Origin of the sequence: Actinomadura sp. NPDC048955 (assembly GCF_040649435.1) — a bacterium.
In the GTDB taxonomy this organism is placed as follows: Bacteria; Actinomycetota; Actinomycetes; order Streptosporangiales; family Streptosporangiaceae; genus Spirillospora; species Spirillospora luteofluorescens.
The window spans coordinates 19,740-36,313 of record NZ_JBEZJI010000012.1; the positions used below are offsets into that span (position 1 = coordinate 19,740).

At 71.4% G+C, this 16,574-nt stretch carries 18 protein-coding genes, 1 tRNA gene and 1 other RNA gene; 12 read left to right on the forward strand and 8 right to left on the reverse strand.

Annotation, left to right across the window (positions count from 1 at the left end; translation table 11 throughout):
- Positions 1-80: 80 nt before the first annotated feature.
- Positions 81-578: a MarR family transcriptional regulator gene (locus AB0C84_RS14535; protein ID WP_361065532.1), complete on the forward strand. Its 498-nt coding sequence runs from the start codon at positions 81-83 to the stop codon at positions 576-578.
- Positions 579-641: 63 nt separating this feature from the next.
- Here AB0C84_RS14535 and AB0C84_RS14540 read toward each other — a convergent pair whose 3' ends face one another.
- Complete coding sequence (locus AB0C84_RS14540; RefSeq protein WP_361065535.1) at positions 642-1,580, reverse strand: SMP-30/gluconolactonase/LRE family protein; 939 nt, start codon at positions 1,578-1,580, stop codon at positions 642-644.
- 76 nt (positions 1,581-1,656) lie between these two features.
- Here AB0C84_RS14540 and AB0C84_RS14545 point away from each other — a divergent pair, with 76 nt between their 5' ends.
- Together AB0C84_RS14545 and AB0C84_RS14550 are read left to right on the forward strand one after the other, a co-directional pair.
- The gene (locus tag AB0C84_RS14545) at positions 1,657-2,109 is read left to right on the forward strand and encodes an Lrp/AsnC family transcriptional regulator (RefSeq protein ID WP_361065538.1); all 453 of its coding nucleotides are present in this window, start codon (positions 1,657-1,659) and stop codon (positions 2,107-2,109) included.
- Between the two features lie 161 nt (positions 2,110-2,270).
- Positions 2,271-3,152, forward strand: a complete 882-nt coding sequence (locus AB0C84_RS14550; RefSeq protein ID WP_361065541.1) for a hypothetical protein — start codon at positions 2,271-2,273, stop codon at positions 3,150-3,152.
- A gap of 67 nt (positions 3,153-3,219) precedes the next feature.
- Here the strand turns inward: AB0C84_RS14550 and AB0C84_RS14555 are convergent.
- Together AB0C84_RS14555 and AB0C84_RS14560 are read right to left on the reverse strand one after the other, a co-directional pair.
- Positions 3,220-3,307: transfer RNA gene (locus AB0C84_RS14555), tRNA-Ser, on the reverse strand.
- 10 nt (positions 3,308-3,317) lie between these two features.
- On the reverse strand, positions 3,318-3,662 hold the full coding sequence (locus AB0C84_RS14560) for a DUF952 domain-containing protein (protein WP_361065544.1): 345 nt from the start codon (positions 3,660-3,662) through the stop codon (positions 3,318-3,320).
- Positions 3,663-3,721: 59 nt separating this feature from the next.
- Here AB0C84_RS14560 and ffs point away from each other — a divergent pair.
- The 5 genes from ffs to AB0C84_RS14585 all read left to right on the forward strand — a co-directional run bounded on the left by ffs (position 3,722) and on the right by AB0C84_RS14585 (position 7,942).
- An RNA gene (ffs, locus tag AB0C84_RS14565) (signal recognition particle sRNA small type) lies at positions 3,722-3,817 on the forward strand.
- Positions 3,818-3,902: 85 nt separating this feature from the next.
- Positions 3,903-6,218 (forward strand): DNA polymerase III subunit gamma and tau, encoded by a 2,316-nt coding sequence (locus tag AB0C84_RS14570; RefSeq protein ID WP_361065546.1) that lies wholly within the window; start codon positions 3,903-3,905, stop codon positions 6,216-6,218.
- Positions 6,219-6,393: 175 nt separating this feature from the next.
- Complete coding sequence (locus AB0C84_RS14575; RefSeq protein ID WP_179845323.1) at positions 6,394-6,762, forward strand: YbaB/EbfC family nucleoid-associated protein; 369 nt, start codon at positions 6,394-6,396, stop codon at positions 6,760-6,762.
- 30 nt (positions 6,763-6,792) lie between these two features.
- Positions 6,793-7,392 (forward strand): recombination mediator RecR, encoded by a 600-nt coding sequence (gene recR, locus AB0C84_RS14580; protein WP_089310736.1) that lies wholly within the window; start codon positions 6,793-6,795, stop codon positions 7,390-7,392.
- A complete protein-coding gene (locus AB0C84_RS14585) occupies positions 7,385-7,942 on the forward strand; it encodes a DUF5063 domain-containing protein (protein WP_258942022.1) in 558 nt (185 codons plus the stop codon). The genes recR and AB0C84_RS14585 overlap by 8 nt, the downstream gene beginning before the upstream one ends.
- A gap of 16 nt (positions 7,943-7,958) precedes the next feature.
- Here the strand turns inward: AB0C84_RS14585 and AB0C84_RS14590 are convergent, their stop codons facing one another.
- On the reverse strand, positions 7,959-8,261 hold the full coding sequence (locus AB0C84_RS14590; protein WP_361065551.1) for a hypothetical protein: 303 nt from the start codon (positions 8,259-8,261) through the stop codon (positions 7,959-7,961).
- Between the two features lie 330 nt (positions 8,262-8,591).
- Positions 8,592-9,152 carry a TetR family transcriptional regulator gene (locus tag AB0C84_RS14595; RefSeq protein ID WP_361065554.1) on the reverse strand — a complete coding sequence of 187 codons (561 nt, stop codon included), beginning with the start codon at positions 9,150-9,152 and terminating at the stop codon, positions 8,592-8,594.
- Between the two features lie 110 nt (positions 9,153-9,262).
- On the opposite strand from AB0C84_RS14595, the gene AB0C84_RS14600 reads away from it, so the two are divergent.
- Positions 9,263-10,432: an FAD-dependent monooxygenase gene (locus AB0C84_RS14600; RefSeq protein ID WP_361065557.1), complete on the forward strand. Its 1,170-nt coding sequence runs from the start codon at positions 9,263-9,265 to the stop codon at positions 10,430-10,432.
- Positions 10,433-10,473: 41 nt separating this feature from the next.
- On the forward strand, positions 10,474-11,322 hold the full coding sequence (locus AB0C84_RS14605) for an LLM class flavin-dependent oxidoreductase (RefSeq protein WP_361065560.1): 849 nt from the start codon (positions 10,474-10,476) through the stop codon (positions 11,320-11,322).
- A 51-nt stretch (positions 11,323-11,373) separates the two neighbouring features.
- Here AB0C84_RS14605 and AB0C84_RS14610 read toward each other — a convergent pair whose 3' ends face one another.
- Entirely contained in the window at positions 11,374-11,868 is a 495-nt protein-coding gene (locus AB0C84_RS14610) for a helix-turn-helix domain-containing protein (RefSeq protein WP_361065563.1), read from the reverse strand.
- 92 nt (positions 11,869-11,960) lie between these two features.
- Here AB0C84_RS14610 and AB0C84_RS14615 point away from each other — a divergent pair, with 92 nt between their 5' ends.
- On the forward strand, positions 11,961-13,403 hold the full coding sequence (locus tag AB0C84_RS14615) for an MFS transporter (RefSeq protein WP_361065566.1): 1,443 nt from the start codon (positions 11,961-11,963) through the stop codon (positions 13,401-13,403).
- A gap of 72 nt (positions 13,404-13,475) precedes the next feature.
- Here AB0C84_RS14615 and AB0C84_RS14620 read toward each other — a convergent pair whose 3' ends face one another.
- Positions 13,476-13,736, reverse strand: coding sequence for a peptidoglycan-binding domain-containing protein (locus AB0C84_RS14620; protein ID WP_246396021.1), 261 nt, complete (start codon positions 13,734-13,736; stop codon positions 13,476-13,478).
- A gap of 32 nt (positions 13,737-13,768) precedes the next feature.
- Positions 13,769-14,998, reverse strand: a complete 1,230-nt coding sequence (locus AB0C84_RS14625) for a hypothetical protein (protein ID WP_361065569.1) — start codon at positions 14,996-14,998, stop codon at positions 13,769-13,771.
- A gap of 248 nt (positions 14,999-15,246) precedes the next feature.
- Between AB0C84_RS14625 and AB0C84_RS14630 the strand changes: the two genes are divergently transcribed.
- Positions 15,247-16,521: an aspartate kinase gene (locus AB0C84_RS14630; RefSeq protein WP_179845331.1), complete on the forward strand. Its 1,275-nt coding sequence runs from the start codon at positions 15,247-15,249 to the stop codon at positions 16,519-16,521.
- The last annotated feature ends 53 nt before the right edge of the window (positions 16,522-16,574 follow it).

Consider the following 16,574-nt stretch of genomic DNA (forward strand, 5'->3'; position numbering starts at 1 on the left):
CGAAGCACATGCGTCACCGTAACAGTGCTTCGAAGTTGAAGCAAGTGCTTCGAAAGTGAAGCAGCTGGTAGGGTGCCGCCATGCCTGACACGCCGCCGTCCCCGGACGCCGTCCAGCTGGGCGCGTACTTCGCCCTCATGGAGGTGGCGGGCCTGCTGCGGCACGCGGTGGAGCAGCAGCTGCGCGAGGCAGGCGATCTCAGCTACGTGCAGTTCCAGCTCCTGGCGCGCCTCGGCCTCGACTCGCCGAGCGGCAGTGAGCGCATGACCGACCTGGCCGACGGCGTCGTGTACAGCCGCAGCGGACTGACCTACCAGGCCGGCCTGCTCGAAAAGGCGGGCCTGGTCACGCGCACGCGCTCCGCGGACGACGACCGGGGCGTCACCGTCACGATCACCGATGCCGGGCGGGCGCTGCTCGCCAAGGTGCTCCCCGGCCACACCGAGGTCCTCGACCGGCAGCTCTTCCAGCCGCTGTCGCGCGAGGACGCCCAGGCCCTGGCCGACCTGCTGTCACCGGTGCGCGACCACATGCGCTCGGCGCCGCCCCGTTCGGCGGCGCCCCGCCGCCGGCGGTGACAAGCCCGCCGCCGGCGGTGACAAGCCCGCCGCCGGCGGTGACGCGCCCGCCGCCGGGCCGGTTCAGTTCTCGATCACTTGCGGGGTCCTCGGCAGGCCGGTCACCGACGTCATCGCCGAGTACAGGCCGGTCGTCGCGGTGATGAACAGGCGGTTGCGCTTGGGGCCGCCGAAGGTGATGTTGGAGACGGGCTCCGGGACGCGGACGCGCCCGATGAGGGTGCCGTCCGGGGCGTAGCAGTGCACGCCGCCCTCCAGGGCCGCCGCCCACAGCCGTCCGTCCCGGTCGAACCGGATGTTGTCGAACCGGGCGACGCCGTCGCGGGCCGCGGTGAAGACCTCGCCGTCCGAGAGCGTGCCGTCGTCGCGGACGTCGAAGACGCGGATGTGCGCGGCGCGGGTGTCGGACACGAAGAGGCGGCGCTCGTCCAGGGAGAAGACAAGGCCGTTCGGCCCGCCGAACCCGTCCGCGACGAGGCGGACCTCGCCGGTAACCGGATCGGCCCGGTAGACGTTGCAGGCGCCGATCTCGCTCTCGGCGCGGTGCCCCTCGTAGTCGCTGGTGATGCCGAAGTCGGGGTCGGAGAACCAGACCGACCCGTCGGAGCGCACGACCGCGTCGTTCGGGCTGTTGAGGCGCCTGCCCCGGTAGCGGTCGGCGATGACGGTGACGGTGCCGTCCGGCTCGGTCCTGGTCACCCGCCGCCCGCCCTGCTCACAGGTGATCAGCCGGCCCTGCCCGTCGAGGGTGTTGCCGTTGCTGTGCCCGGCCGGCGCGCGGAAGGCCGAGACCGCGCCGGTCGCCTCGTCCCAGCGCAGCATGCGGTCGTTGGGGATGTCGCTCCAGATCAGCTGCCGCCACGCCGGAAGGTAGAGGGGCCCCTCGGCCCAGCGGCTGTCCGAGTGCAGGTGTTCGAGGTGCTGGTCGCCATGGCAGCAACGTCCGGTGCGGAAGCGCTCGTCCAGAACCTCGTACATCCCGTCGGCCGCTTCCTTGGGCATCGTTTCCCCTCACCGCGTCGTGACTGAATATTCTTCAGAACAACTTCGGGATGATCGTACGCGATACAGTCATCTTGTGAGGAACGTGGATGACATCGATCGTCAGCTGCTGGAACTCCTCCAGCAGGACGCCACCCGGTCCTACGCGGCGCTCGGCACGGCGGTCGGCCTGTCGGCCGGGGCCGTCCACGAGCGGGTCCGGAAGATGCGCGAGCGGGGCGTCATCCGGCGGACCAGCGTGGACGTGGAGCCCGCCGCGCTCGGGCAGGGCGTGCTGGCCTTCGCCCTGATCGACTCCTCGGTCTGGATGGGCGACCGCGCCGCCGAGTTCGCCGCCATACCGGAGGTGCAGGAGGCCCACGTCGTCGCGGGCAGCGCGTCCGTCCTCGTCAAGGTGCGGACGTCGACGACCGCGCGGCTTCAGGACGTCCTGCGGCGGCTGTACGACATCCAGGGCGTCAGCGGGACGAAGGCGACGGTGGTCCTGGAGACGTTCTTCGAACGCCCCATCTCCCCGATCGGTAAGTGACGCCGTTCCACAGCCGGAACCGGCATGATCATCTTACTCGTCAGTTTGGTATGACCGATATCGATCCGTTGGGCGTTCCGGATTCTCCCGACGCCTGGCGCGCTCTCGCCGCCGACTGGGCCAATACCTCAGGCACCCGCTCACAGCGGTACGCGGACCTCATGCAGGGAACGGCCGCCCACCTGGGCGCCGCCCCGCAGGGCCCGCACGCCCTGGCGTGGGCGCTGGGCGTCCTGACGCTGACGGCCCACCTGGAGGGAATGGCTCTGCCCGACGCCGCGCCTATCGTGAAGGCCCTGACCACGGCGGCCGAGCGACTGGACGCCGAACCCTGCGACCACGCCGACCACCCGTACCTGACGGACTTCGACGCCGAAGGTCTCACCTGGAGGTTCCGTCCGGAGGAGATGGCCCTGCGGGCCGTGGACGCCGGACCGCCCCTGGACGATCCCGGCCGGTGGGGGTGTCCGCGCAACGTCGCCGGGTTCGCGCGGGCGGCGGCCGAAGCGGCGTCCCCCGGCACCTTCGACGACGTCCCGGTCCGGGCCCCCGCGAGTATCAGGCGAGGCCTGGAGTACCTCTCCGACGTGATCTATGACCACCCGCACGGCGACCCCTACGAGACCCTCGTCGACGAAGCCCGTGCCCTGCTGCAGGCCGCGCGCGAGGACACTCCCGAACTGCCGGGCCTGGTGGTCGCCAACTGCGCGCTGCTCCCGTACGCCGTCTCCGAGCGGGTCGAATCCACCGAGGTCCTGGACGAGATCATCAACGCCCTGGAAGCCGCCGCGCGACGCTGCGACGAAACCCCCGCGTGCGATCACGCCGCCCATCCGGACCTCGACGACTTCGAGCGCTACCGCAGAGACGCCGAACTGATGCTCACCCCTGGAGGACGGCGCGCCTACCGATGGCGGCACCGATCGCTCGGCGGCCTCCCGCTGGAAGCCTGGACCTGCCGCCACCACTTCGGGATCGAAGCCGAGATCGCGCTTGACGAGGTCCGCGAGGCCCGCGCGGAGCTGACCGCCGAAGAGGGGTAGCAGCTCCTGCTGAAGGGGCGGGACACGCGAAAGGCCGGTGCCCGCGTCGGGCACCGGCCTCGGTGTGTGGCGGAGGATGCGAGATTCGAACTCGCGAGCGCTTGCACGCAACACGCTTTCCAAGCGTGCGCCCTAGGCCACTAGGCGAATCCTCCACGGGGAAGCCTACCGGTTCTCGGGCAGTGACCTGACATCAATTACCACGTCGACCGGGATCGGTCCGTAGACGTGGGGGAACAGTTCGTCCCCGGCGGGCTCGTAGCGGACGGGCGCGTCGAGTCGGGACACGTCGATGAGCAGCAGAACCAGAGCTTCGCGGGGGACGCCGCCGTAGAAGCGGTCCAGGACGCCCTCCACCTGGGCGATGTCGGACGAGCAGTGGATGAAGCCCTCTTCGTCCAGGGTCCGGCCCAGGGTGGACATGGTGTACGCCACGCCCGTGCTCCGGGCGGATTCCCAGTGGGTTCGTTCGGCGATGTGCAGGAGCGTGTCCTGGGGAGAGGCGGGCATGAGCGGAGACTACGCTGGAATGCGTGGCCATCCTGGGCTCGGGATGCCATAGACTCTGGGCAGACCCCTCGCACGGCGTCACCCTGTGAACCTCCCCAGGGCCGGAAGGCAGCAAGGATAAGCAGGCTCTGGCGGGTGTGCGGGGGGTCCCTTGGTTTGACGGCGATCGGTCCGCGACGACCGGTCCACGGCGACACGGCGCTTCTGACGCTCTGCTTCTCGAGGGAGGGCGGACCCCCGATGAGTCTGGCTCTGTACCGCAAGTACCGGCCAGCGACGTTCGCCGAGCTGAAGGGGCAGGAACACGTCGCCGAGCCCCTCCAGCAGGCGCTGCGCAACGGCCGGATCAACCACGCGTACCTGTTCAGCGGTCCGCGCGGCTGCGGCAAGACGTCCAGCGCCCGGATCCTCGCCCGCTCGCTGAACTGCGAACAGGGGCCGACCCCGGACCCGTGCGGCAAGTGCGACTCGTGCGTCGCGCTCGGCCCTTCCGGGACCGGGCACATCGATGTGATCGAGATCGACGCCGCGTCTCACGGCGGTGTCGACGATGCCCGCGACCTGCGGGAACGGGCCTTCTTCGCCCCGGTTGCGGCGCGCTTCAAGGTGTACATCATCGACGAGGCGCACATGGTCACCCGCGAGGGCTTCAACGCGCTGCTGAAGCTCGTCGAGGAACCGCCGCCGCACCTGAAGTTCGTGTTCGCGACCACCGAGCCGGAGAAGGTCATCGGGACGATCCGGTCCCGGACCCACCACTACCCGTTCCGGCTGATCCCGCCTGGCGTCCTTCAGGACCTCGTCGAGGAGATCCTGAAGAGTGAGGACGTCCCGTACGAGGCGTCCGCGCTGCCGCTGGCCGTCCGGGCCGGGGCCGGTTCCGCGCGCGACACACTGTCGATCCTCGACCAGCTCCTCGCCGGGTCGGACGAGAAGGGCATCACGTACGCGCGGGCCGTTTCGCTGCTCGGCTACACCGACTCCGCGCTGCTGGACGAGGTCGTCGCGGCCTTCGCCTCCCGTAACGGCGCCGCCGTGTTCGCCGCGATCGACCGCGTGATCGAGAGCGGTCAGGACCCGCGCCGGTTCACCGCCGACCTGCTGGAACGCCTTCGCGACCTGGTGATCCTCTCGAACGTCCCGGAGGCCGGGGGGACGGGCCTGCTGAACTTCCCGCCGGACGAGCTGGAGCAGATGCGGCGCCAGGCGTCCTCGATGGGGCCCGGTGAGCTGACGCGCGCCGCCGACCTGCTGCACACCGGGCTCACCGAGATGCGGGGCGCGACGTCCCCGCGGCTGCTGCTGGAACTGATCTGCGCCCGGATCCTGCTGCCGGCGGCGTACGAGGACGAGGCGTCCATGTTCGCCCGCCTCGACCGTCTGGAGCGCCAGGCCGGCCAGGGCGGCTTCGGCGGTGGCCAGGCCGGATTCGGTGGCGGCGGCCAGGGCGGCGACCCTCTGGCGCAGGCCTTCGCGTCCGCGGCTCCGACTCCCGTCCAGGAGGCTCCCGTCCAGGGTGGTCCCGTGCCGGGCGGTCCCGCGCAGGAGGCTCCCGCGCAGGGGGCGCCGACGCAAGGCGTGACAGGACAGGGAGCGACGACGCAGCCAGGGGCGACCGCGTCCCGCGACGGGGGTTCTCAAACGCCCGGAACCCAGTCCCCTCCCTCCCGGGGGGCCGACCCCACTTCCAGTGTCAACCCCCACCCTGGGACGGCACCCGCAGAATCCGATTCTGTGGATAACCGCGCGGCAGACCCCGCCACCAGGCCCCCGGCCAGCGACTCCCCAGCCACCCGGCCCCCGGCAACCGACTCCCCGGCCGGTCGGCCCCCGGCCACCGAGTCTCCGGCCACGGCCACAGCCGCGGCCAACCGGTCCCCGGCCGCGCCGAACAACGCACGCAGCGCACCCCCCGCCCCCTCCGGCGCACCGCCGGCCTCCGCCGCGCCCGGCGGAGGAGGCGGAGGGGCGGACTTCTCCACCATCCAGCGGCTGTGGCCGGACGTCGTCGAGGCCGTGAAGCAGAAGAGCCGCGCCACCTGGATGGTCATCATGGCCGGGGTGCAGCCGGTTTCGCTCGACGGCAAGGTCCTCACGCTCGGCTTCGACGCGGAGGGGCGCCGCCTCGGCTTCGTCAACGGCGGCCGCGACGCCGTCCTGCGCGAGGTCTTCAAGGAGCGGATGGGCGTCGACTGGCGGATAGAGACCGTCGTGGGCGGAGCACCCGGCGGATCCCCACCAGGGGGAAGGCCGGGCCCTAGCGCGGGGTTCGGTGGGGCGGCCACACCGAACCCGGCACCGCAGCCGCGGCCGCCCTTCCAGCCGTCCGCGCAGCCGTCCGCGCGAGGGGCCGAGCGTGCCCCGGAGCCGCCGCCTCCGCCGCCGGACGAGCCTCCGCCGCCGCCCGAACCGTCTCCCGTGGACGAGAGCGACGAGGTCGACCCGGAGGGCGACGCCGACGCCGACGGCACCGAGGCCGAGATGAGCGGGATGGCCCTCATCCAGCGCGAACTCGGCGGCCAGATCATCCGCGAGATCGACAACTCGGCTTCCTGACCTGGCCTCGGAGGGGGCCGGCGGGAGGCCGAATCCCGGATGTGCTTCCGAAATGACGCGCTGGGGTCCTCGCGTACCGAAACGGCGTGGGAGCCCGTAGTCTCGTGGGACGGACGTCCGGTGGCTGGCGGAGCGCCAGAGAGAAGGCCCTCGGGGCCGGAAGAGGGAGTGCACCGTGGAACCCGGTGGTCAGCTGAACATGCAGGAACTCCTCCAGCAGGCGCAGGCCATGCAGGAGCAGCTCTTCAACGCCCAGCGCGAGCTCGCGGAGACCGAGGTGACGGGGACCGCCGGCGGCGGGCTCGTGACCGCGAAGGTCAACGGGCAGGGCGAGGTCACGGGGCTGACGATCGACCCGAGGGCGATCGACGCCGACGACCCGGCCGACACGGCGGAGACGGTCGCCGACCTGGTGCTGGCCGCGATCCGCGACGCGGCCCGCGAGGCGCAGGAGCTCCAGCAGGAGAAGATGGGCCCGCTCGCCCAGGGGCTCGGCGGCGGCGGGGGCATCCCCGGCGGCTTCCCCGGCCTCGGCGGCGCCTGAACCGAGACACGCTAAGAAAGGAGGGGTCCGTTGTACGAAGGGGTGGTTCAGAACCTCATCGACGAGCTGGGCAGGCTGCCCGGTGTCGGCCCCAAGAGCGCGCAGCGGATCGCCTTCCATCTCCTCGCCGCCGATCCGGCCGACGTCGAGCGTCTCGGCAAGGCGCTCAAAGAGGTCAAGGACAAGGTCCGCTTCTGCAAAACCTGCGGGAACGTTGCAGAGGAAGAGGAGTGCCGGATCTGCCGTGACGCGCGCCGCGACCCCCACATCATCTGCGTGGTGGAGGAGTCCAAGGACGTCGTCGCGATCGAGAAGACCCGCGAGTTCCGCGGCCGGTACCACGTGCTCGGCGGCGCGATCAGCCCGATCGAGGGCGTCGGCCCGGACGACCTGCGCATCCGCGAGCTGATGCAGCGGCTCGCGGACGGGGCGGTGACCGAGCTGATCCTCGCCACCGACCCCAACCTGGAAGGCGAGGCGACCGCGACGTACCTCGCCCGGCTGGTCAAGCCCATGGACATCACCGTCACCCGACTGGCCAGCGGCCTTCCGGTGGGTGGCGACCTCGAGTACGCCGACGAGGTCACGCTGGGCCGCGCATTCGAAGGACGGAGGCTGCTCGATGTCTGACACCAACAGCCCGCAGGACTGGGACGCCCTCGCCGAACGCGTGGCGTGCCACGTCGACAACTACCTGGACGGCCTGGAGGCGGTCGCCCGCGGCGACGGCGGGACGCACACGATCCCGCTGCTCCTGCTGGAGGTGTCGCAGGTCATCCTGGCCGGTGCGCAGCTCGGCGCCAGCGCCGACGTGATCCTTCCTGACAACTGGGAGCCCGAGGTGGGCGACGACCCCGACCTCGACTCGATCCGGCAGGGCCTGGCCGAGCGCCTCCAGTCCATGGACGAGTACGTCGAGGTCTTCGACCCCTACAAGGACACCGAGCCGACCTCCTACCGCCTGTCGGACGACCTTGTGGACGTCGCCAGCGACCTCGTCCACGGGCTCCGCCACTACAACCAGGACCGTCCCCTGGAGGCCCTCTGGTGGTGGCAGTACTCCTACTTCAACCACTGGGGCAACCACGCCGGCGCCGCCCTGCGGGCCCTGCACGCCTACGTCTCCAACGCCCGCCTGAGCGTCGCCACGGAGGCGGCCACGGAAGCCGCCCCTGCCTGACCCGGCCGCGCCTCGCCTAGCCGGACACGGCGGGGCCGGTCCGCGCGCCCAGCGCCCACGCGATCAGTTCGGCCGCCTTCTCGACGTCCGAGCCGATCTGACCGCTTCCCCCGGAGTGCCACGCGAACTGTCCGAGATCGTCGTCCCAGGCGACCCGGGCCTCCTGCCCCCGGTACGAGACGTGCAGCAGACCGCCGCCCCCGTCCGGTCGTCCCGTCGCCACCTGCGGAGCCCTCCGCCGCAGCGCCGCGTACAGGGACGGCAGCGGCCCCCGGCGAACCCTCGGCAACTCGTCGAACTGGCCCATCGGCTCTCCCATCAGCTCCCTCACCGCCGCACCCGCCCCCCACCGGGTCATGGCACGGACGCGGCGGATCCCCGGTGGACGAGATGAACCGCGGCACACCGCCAACGCCTGCCTTTACATAGACGCCTGACCCCCCGTCCGGGTGGTCCGCAAAAACGATCTGGGCGGCGGCCGGGGGGCCTCATACCGCTTACGCCCCAGCAACCCTCACGTCACCAGCGCCTCAGCGACCTCATCCCGTTTCCGACGCTGGAGACGATTTGTGCTGCGACTCGGCATATCTTCACGGTCGGCCAGGTTGGTGGGCTCGACGAGTTCTGATCGCCGGCCGGGTGTGCCGGTTCAGGTGCGGGGGGTGTGGAGGGGGACCCTGGCGGCCTGGGCGGCCATGGCGGCGATCTCTTTGACGTCCATGGAGGCCAGGGGTTCGATGCCCAGCAGGTAGCGGCCGTAGGCGATGCCGAGGGTCTGGCTCAGCAGGAGGGCGGCGCGCTCGCGGACGGCGGGGTCGTCCGGCAGGGCCTTCTCCAGGGCCGGGACGATCTCCTTGTCGAAGATGGCCTGGACGCGGGCCGCGGCGTCGGGGTGGGTGGGGGCCGTGCGCAGCAGGACGGCCTCGGCGGTGTTCTCGCCGGTCTCCCAGCGGGCCAGGAACGCCTGGATGTAGGCGGCCGCCGCGTCGTCGGCGCCGCCGAGGTCGGGGACGGCGAGGTCGATGACCGAGGCGGCGGCGTAGAGCTCGGCCTTGCTGCCGAAGTACCGGATGACCATGGACGGGTCGATGTCGGCGTCCGCGGCGATCGCGCGGATCGTCGCGCGCTCGTAGCCGTCCTCGGCGAACCGGCGCCGGGCCGCGTCCAGGATCGCCGTCCGGGTCGCCGCCGAACGCTCGGTGAATGCCATGCCGCCAACCTATGCCATCAAGCGTTGGCAAACACGAGGACAACGGTCTAGAGTCCACCACAAGTTGGCCATCAAGCGTTGGCAAACAACTATTGGCAACTGGAGTGATCATGAACGCTCTTCCGGAGTCGACCGGCGTGCTCGTGGTCGGCGCGGGGCCAGCCGGGCTGTCCCTCGCCGCTTCGCTGCGGCAGAAGGGGGTGGACGCCGTCCTGCTGGACCGGGCGGCGGAGGGCGCGAACACCTCCCGGGCGGCCGTGGTCCATGCCCGCACCCTGGAGACGCTGCGCGAGGTCGGGGCGACCGGCGAGCTGGTCGAGCGCGGCATCATCGTGCCGCGCTTCACCGTCCGGGAGCGGGACCGCGTGCTGCTCACCGTCGAGTTCGGCGACCTGCCGACCGACTTCCCCTACACGCTGCTCGTCCCGCAGAACGTCACCGAGGAGATCCTGCTCGGACGGCTGCACGCGGCGGGCGGCGTCGTGCACCGGCCCTTCGAGGTGACCGGGCTGGAGCAGGACGAAGACGGGGTGACGGCCACTCTGACCGATGGAGGGCAGATCCGCGCGGCCTACGCGGTCGGGACGGACGGGATGCACAGCACCGTCCGCGAACACGCCGGGATCGCCTTCGAGGGTGACGCCTACCCGCAGTCGTTCGTCCTCGCCGACGTGCACCTGGACTGGGCCGGCGGCAGCGAGGAGGTCATGCTGTTCTTCTCCGCGGAGGGCGTCACGGTCGTCGCGCCGCTGCCCGGCGGGCGGCACCGCATCGTCGCGACCGTCGACGAGGCGCCCCGGGAACCGACCGCCGCCGACGTCCAAGCGCTCATGGACGCGCGCGGCCCCAAGCGCCACCCCGCGCTGATCAAGGACGTCGTGTGGGGCTCCCGCTTCCGCGTCCACCACAGGCTGGCGGCGCACTACCGCGCGGGCCGCGTCTTCCTCGCCGGTGACGCCGCCCACGTCCACAGCCCGGCGGGCGGGCAAGGCATGAACACCGGCATCCAGGACGCGCTCAACCTCGCCGGAAAGCTCGCCGCCGTGGTGGGCGACGGCGCGCCCGACGCCGTCCTGGACGAGTACGAGGCCGAGCGCCGTCCCGTGGCCGAGCAGGTCGTCTCCTTCACCGACAGGATGACCAACGTCGCGACCGTCGGCAGCCCGGTGCTGCGCGGCATGCGCAACACCCTGCTGCGCACCCTCGACTGGATCCCCGCCGTCCACCGCACGATGGCGATGAACCTCTCCGAACTGTCCACCGACCCCACCCGCCACTAAACCCATTGCCGCGGGCACGGGTGACGGCGCAGCATGCGGGGGTGCGGTATTCGATCAATATTCCGAACTTCGGGGACTTCGCCGACCCGCGGACCGTCGCCCGGGTCGCGGAGGCGGCGGAGCGGGCCGGGTGGGACGGGCTGTTCGTGTGGGACCACGTCGTCCACGTGAAGAGCGATCGCAAGTCCTTCGGGGATCCGTGGATGCTGCTGACGGCGGCGGCGCTGGCGACCGGCCGGATCAGGCTCGGCACGCTGGTCACGCCGGTCCCGCGGCGGCGCCCGCAGCAGCTGGCGCGCCAGGTCGCGACGCTGGACGTCCTCAGCGGCGGGCGGGTGGTCTTCGCGGCGGGCCTCGGCGGTCCGGTCGACGACGAGTACGGAGCCTTCGGCGAGCCCACCGACAAGGCCGTGCTGGCCGAGCGCCTGGACGAGGGGCTCGGCCTGCTCGAACGCTACTGGTCCGGCGAGCCGGTCACCCACCACGGGCGGCACTACCGGGTCGAGGACGTGGCGCTGCTTCCGGCCACGGCGCAGCGGCCGCGACCGCCGGTGTGGATCGCCGGGTTCTGGCCGAACCGGCGGCCGATGCGGCGGGCAGCCCGCTGGGACGGCGCCGTCCCGCTGTTCGGCCCCGGCTCCCACGGCCGCGCGCCCGCCGTCGAGGACGTCCGCGACCTGGCCGCCTACGTCCGGCGGCACCGGGAGGGCGACGGGCCGTTCGAGATCGTCGTCGGCGGCGCAAGCCCCGCCGACGCCCGCGACCTGGTCGGCCCGCTGGCCGACGCCGGCGCGACCTGGTGGGACGAGCGCCGGATGATCGGCACCGAGGAGAACGAGCGCCTCGAACCCGTCCTGCGCCGCATCGAACAGGGCCCGCCGGCGCTCTGACGTCACCGTCCCGTCAGGTTTCCCGTGAAACCGGCCGGGTGAACCGCGAGGTCAGCGGCCGCGGGCGAGCACGTCGCGGGCCACGGCGTCGCGTTCGGCGGCCTCCTGCTCGGCCGCGCGCCGCTCGGCTTCGGTGCGGGCGTCGTAGGCGGTCCGGGCGGCGGCGATCGCGCTCTGGTGCTCCTCGGTCCACACGACGAGCGACCGGATCGTCTCGTGCAGGGTCGCGCCCATCGGCGTGAGCGCGTAGTCGACGCGCGGCGGGACGGTCGGGTGGACGGTTCGGCTGACGAGCCCGTCGCGTTCGAGGTGCCGGAGCGTCCGCGCGAGCATCCGCTGGCTGATGCCGTCGATCCGGCGGCGGAGTTCGGTGAAGCGCAGGGTGCGCTGGTCGAGCAGCGCGATGACGAGCAGGGACCACTTGTCGGCGATGCGGTCGAGGATCTGCCGGACCTCGCAGTCGTTGCGGGTGTGCCACTGCAGAACGTCCTCGTCGGCGGCGGTGACCCCGCAGTAACCGGGGGACGCGAAAGTTCCGTCTTCCATGCTTCCCGATGGTGTCGGACGATGCTGCCGGTAACAAGAGGGAACCGGCGCCCATCGGGGGAACCGGTGCCTCGGAGGAGAGGAGCCGGGTCATGTCCACATCCGCGTCCCGCATGGACGGCCGCGCCTGGGCGTCGCTGCTGGTCCTGTGCGGAGCGGTCTTCCTGGAGGGGATCGACGTGGCGATGCTCAACGTCGCGCTCCCGTCGATCCGGGCGGACCTGGGGCTTTCGACCGGGATGCTGAGCGGCGTCATCAGCGCCTACGTCCTCGGCTACGGCGGGTTCATGCTGCTCGGCGGGCGCGCCGCCGATCTGCTCGGCCGGCGGCGGGTGTTCCTGTTCTGGCTGGCGGTCTTCCTGGTCTTCTCCGGCCTCGGCGGCCTGGCCACCGAGGGCTGGATGCTGCTGGTCGCGCGGTTCGTCACCGGGGTCGCGTCGGCGTTCATGGCACCGGCGGGGCTCGCCCTCGTCACCGCGGCGTTCCCGGCCGGGCCCGCCCGGACCCGCGCGCTCGGCGTCTACGCGGGGACGGCGGCGGGCGGCTTCTCGCTCGGCCTCGTCGCCGGCGGCCTGCTGACGTCGCTCGGCTGGCGCTGGGTGTTCTTCGCGCCGGTCATCCTGTCGGCGCTGCTGCTGGCGGCGGCCGTCCCGCTGGTCGCCGACCCGGACGCCGCCGCGCCGAGGAGGGGCGCGCGCGGATTCGACCTGCCGGGCGCGTTCGCCATCACGGGCGCCATGCTGCTCCTCGCCTACGGGGTCGTCCGGCTGGAACGCCCGGGCGACGGCGCCGCGCTCACCGCGGGCGTCTTCGCGGGAGGACTGCTCCTCCTCGCCGTGTTCACCGTGATCGAGCGCCGGTCGCCGAGCCCGCTCGTCCGCCTCGGCGTCCTTCGGTCGGCCGCCCTCGTCCGGACGGACGCGAGCGCGCTGCTGTTCATCGGCGCCTTCGCGGGCTTCCAGTTCCTGATGACCCTGTACCTCCAGGAACTCCGGGGGTGGACGACGTGGCAGACCGGCCTCGGCATGCTCGTCATCGGCCTCGACACCGTGCTCGCCCCGACCTTGACCCCACGCCTGGTGAACCGCTTCGGCAACCCGCGGGTTCTGCTGGGCGGCATCGTCCTCGCGGCCGTCGCCTACGGACTGTTCCTGCCGGTCGGGCTCGACTGGGCCTACACCGCCATGTTCCCGATCATGGCGCTGCTCGGTCTGGCGTTCGCCCTGGCCTACGGCCCGCTGACGATGGCCGCCACGGACGGCGTCGACGAGCGCGAGCACGGTCTGGCGGGCGGCCTGCTCTACACGGCGATCCAGTTCGGTGCGGCCCTCGGCCTTTCCGCCGTGACGGCCGTCCAGGTCGCGGCGCTCGGCGGTGACGACTCTCCGGAGGCCCGCCTCGACGCGCTCCGGGCGGCTCTGGCCGTCCCCTTCGCCGCGGCCGTCGCCGCCGCCCTGATCACGGCGTTCGGCCTTCGCACCCGTCCCGCGAAGGCCGCCGAACCGGCACAGGAATCCGTCAAGACCGCCGCCTAGGGCGGCCGAGGACAAGCGACGGGCGGGCGTGCCATGGACCGGCACGCCCGCCCGGTGGCGGCGCGGAGGGCGCTACGTGATCGGTGCCTTCCAGGTCGCCTCCCAGGTCTGCGGTCCGACGATGCCGTCGACGTTCAGCCCCTTCTCCCGCTGGAAGGCCACGCAGACCTCCTCCGAGTGGGTGCCGTAGATGCCGTCGACCACGAGGCTAGTCCAGCCGCGCTTGAGCATCTTGTCCTGCCAGGTGCGGACGTCGTCGCCCTTCATCAGGGCGAGGAACCGGCCCGGCCAGGGCGGAGCCTGTACCGCTTCTTGCACGCTTTGATCGGTCATGCCGATCACCTCCTCATGGATGGGTGGAGGGTTCATTTGTCCGCGTTCGCGGGCCGCCGTTCACCGTCGCGGCTCGGAACCGGCACGGACGCCGGGGGCGGTGCGGGCACCGCGGCCGTGGCCGTCGCCTCCGAGACGGAGGTCTCCCGCGGCGTCTTCGGGTCGGCGGTCCCGTGCACGCCTTCCAGGATCTGGCGGCCCTGCTTGTCCACGAAGTTGGTGAACAGCTCCTGCGAATAGCCGAGCAGGACCGCCCAGGCGATGATCTGGCCGGACGAGTCGAGGGCACTCAGGCCCGGCACGACCTCGCCGCGCAGGAGCATGATCCCGAGCACGGCCACGAGCGCCCCGGTGGGGAGTTTCAGCAAGGCCAGCGCCACGGGAATGCCGTAGGCGTTCGAGCTGCCCCGGACCTTCCGCAGGGCGGCGGCCGCCGCGATACAGGCCGCCGTCAGCCCGGCGATCTCGACGATGGCGTAATCGCCCGGCGAGGCCACCGAGCCGGGAGAGTTCGCAGGCGGCACATCGACGGTCCGGCTGGGGCAGGCGATCTTGTTGGCCGGCGTGAAGCACAGGGGCACGGCCGACTTCCAGAAGGCCCCGGCCACGGCGAGGGCGCATGCGAGGCAGAACAAGCCGAACGCCGTCATCCAGACGATTCGCGCAAAATTCACGGCGCGCAGCCTCTCGCGCAGGGAGGCCTCACGTGCGGCATCGACCGCGTCCAGCACGGTCGACAATTGCGGAATCGACGGCGTGGAATGGTCGGCACCGCGCGTCGCCGTCCACCAGTGGTGCCGCCCCGCCGCGGCGGGGGCGTTCTGGCTCGCGGCACACGCCTGCTGCAGTTCCCACGCGGCCTTCTCGGCGGCGATCCGGCGGGTGTCGTCAGGGGGGAGATGCTGCTTGATGATGGCGAAAAGGTCCGGAAGGTGGGGTACGAGGTCCTCCGAAGGAAGCGTGCGCAGCCACATGGTCCGAGCGGAATTGACATGCATCTGCGCCGCGGCCAGGTGTGACGAGGTCCGGGCCCGGGTGTGCTTGTCGAGATCGAGGACCCGGCAGGCATTGTCCAGAGCCAGCGAGGCATTGGAGACGAGTTGCGCGTGCTCGGCGGACTGCGGGCGCGTGCCCTTGGAGGCCAGCTGGGCCTCCAATTCCCGGACGTTCGCGTGCACTCCCTCGCAGAGGACCCATGAGGCCCGCTCACGGTTCCATTCGTATATCCGCGAGATCGGTGTTCGCGACAGCCAGTGCCACATCGGCACCCCCTCGGTACGGCACTCGTCCGTGCACCGCCCTCGGCCTCAGGCTATTCGCGTGTCCCGGCCGTCAAGAATCCATGGCGCGTACATTCTGCGCCACGGTCGTGCATACCGCGCGGGGTCCGGAGGGGGCGGGACGCGGGGGTCGGTCCTGGTCACGGAGTTACCTGGTCGTGACCCACCGGCGCGGGCTCTGTAGACTCGACGACCGAAACGCCTGACCCCGATCCGAGGAGCGCCCACTCGTGGCTCTTGTCGTGCAGAAGTACGGTGGCTCCTCCGTCGCCGACGCCGAAGGCGTCAAGCGGGTCGCCCAGCGCATCGTCGCAACGAAGAAGGCGGGCAACGACGTGGTCGTCGTTGTGTCCGCCATGGGCGACACGACGGATGACCTCATCGACATGGCCAAGCAGGTCAGCCCCCTGCCGCCCGGCCGTGAGCTGGACATGCTGCTCACCGCCGGCGAGCGGATCTCGATGGCGCTGCTGGCCATGGCCATCGCGAACCTGGGCCACGAGGCCCGCTCGTTCACCGGCTCCCAGGCCGGTGTGATCACTGACGGCTCGCACGGCAAAGCCAAAATCATCGATGTGACGCCGGGACGGATCCGGACCGCGCTGGACGGCGGCTCGATCTGCATCGTGGCGGGGTTCCAGGGCGTCTCGCAGGGGACCAAGGACATCACGACGCTCGGCCGTGGCGGGTCCGACACCACGGCGGTCGCGCTGGCGGCGGCCCTGGACGCCGACGTCTGCGAGATCTACTCCGACGTCGACGGCGTCTTCACCGCCGACCCGCGCATCGTGCCCGCCGCCCGCAAGATCCCGAAGATCTCCTACGAGGAGATGCTGGAGATGGCGGCCAGCGGGGCGAAGATCCTGCATCTGCGCTGCGTGGAGTACGCGCGCCGCTACAACATCCCGATCCACGTGCGGTCCTCGTTCAGCCAGAAGGTGGGCACGTGGGTCGTCGACAGCAGCGAGATCGAAGGACAGGACATGGAGCAGGCGATCATCTCCGGCGTCGCGCACGACCGGAGCGAGGCCAAGATCACCGTGGTGGGGGTGCCCGACAAGGTCGGTGAGGCCGCCACGATCTTCACGGTGCTGTCCGAGGCCGAGATCAACATCGACATGATCGTGCAGAACGTGTCGGCGGCGTCCACCGGGCGCACCGACATCTCGTTCACGCTGCCGTCCACCGACGGGCAGAGCGCCCTCACCGCGCTGAACAAGCTGAAGGAGAAGATCGGCTTCGAGTCGCTGCGCTACGACGACCGCATCGGCAAGGTGTCGCTGATCGGCGCCGGGATGCGCTCGCACCCGGGCGTCACCGCCTCGCTGTTCGGCGCGATCGCCGAGGCCGGGGTGAACATCGAGATGATCTCCACCTCGGAGATCCGGATCTCGGTCGTCGTGGCCCAGGACGACATCGACACGGCGGTCGCCGCCGCGCACCACGCGTTCGACCTCGACGCCGAGCAGGTCGAGGCCGTCGTCTACGGCGGCACCGGCCGCTGACCGCACGTCCGAGCGGGCCGCACGGGTTTTCCGTGCGGCCCGCTTTGTCGTGC

Coding starts and splice junctions, on each gene's coding strand:
- AB0C84_RS14535 (WP_361065532.1), top strand. CDS start 81: ATGCCTGACACGCCGCCGTCCCCGGACGCCGTCCAGCTGGGCGCGTAC.
- AB0C84_RS14540 (WP_361065535.1), bottom strand. CDS start 1,580: ATGCCCAAGGAAGCGGCCGACGGGATGTACGAGGTTCTGGACGAGCGC.
- AB0C84_RS14550 (WP_361065541.1), top strand. CDS start 2,271: ATGCAGGGAACGGCCGCCCACCTGGGCGCCGCCCCGCAGGGCCCGCAC.
- AB0C84_RS14560 (WP_361065544.1), bottom strand. CDS start 3,662: ATGCCCGCCTCTCCCCAGGACACGCTCCTGCACATCGCCGAACGAACC.
- AB0C84_RS14570 (WP_361065546.1), top strand. CDS start 3,903: ATGAGTCTGGCTCTGTACCGCAAGTACCGGCCAGCGACGTTCGCCGAG.
- AB0C84_RS14585 (WP_258942022.1), top strand. CDS start 7,385: ATGTCTGACACCAACAGCCCGCAGGACTGGGACGCCCTCGCCGAACGC.
- AB0C84_RS14590 (WP_361065551.1), bottom strand. CDS start 8,261: ATGGGAGAGCCGATGGGCCAGTTCGACGAGTTGCCGAGGGTTCGCCGG.
- AB0C84_RS14595 (WP_361065554.1), bottom strand. CDS start 9,152: ATGGCATTCACCGAGCGTTCGGCGGCGACCCGGACGGCGATCCTGGAC.
- AB0C84_RS14600 (WP_361065557.1), top strand. CDS start 9,263: ATGAACGCTCTTCCGGAGTCGACCGGCGTGCTCGTGGTCGGCGCGGGG.
- AB0C84_RS14610 (WP_361065563.1), bottom strand. CDS start 11,868: ATGGAAGACGGAACTTTCGCGTCCCCCGGTTACTGCGGGGTCACCGCC.
- AB0C84_RS14615 (WP_361065566.1), top strand. CDS start 11,961: ATGTCCACATCCGCGTCCCGCATGGACGGCCGCGCCTGGGCGTCGCTG.
- AB0C84_RS14620 (WP_246396021.1), bottom strand. CDS start 13,736: ATGACCGATCAAAGCGTGCAAGAAGCGGTACAGGCTCCGCCCTGGCCG.
- AB0C84_RS14625 (WP_361065569.1), bottom strand. CDS start 14,998: ATGTGGCACTGGCTGTCGCGAACACCGATCTCGCGGATATACGAATGG.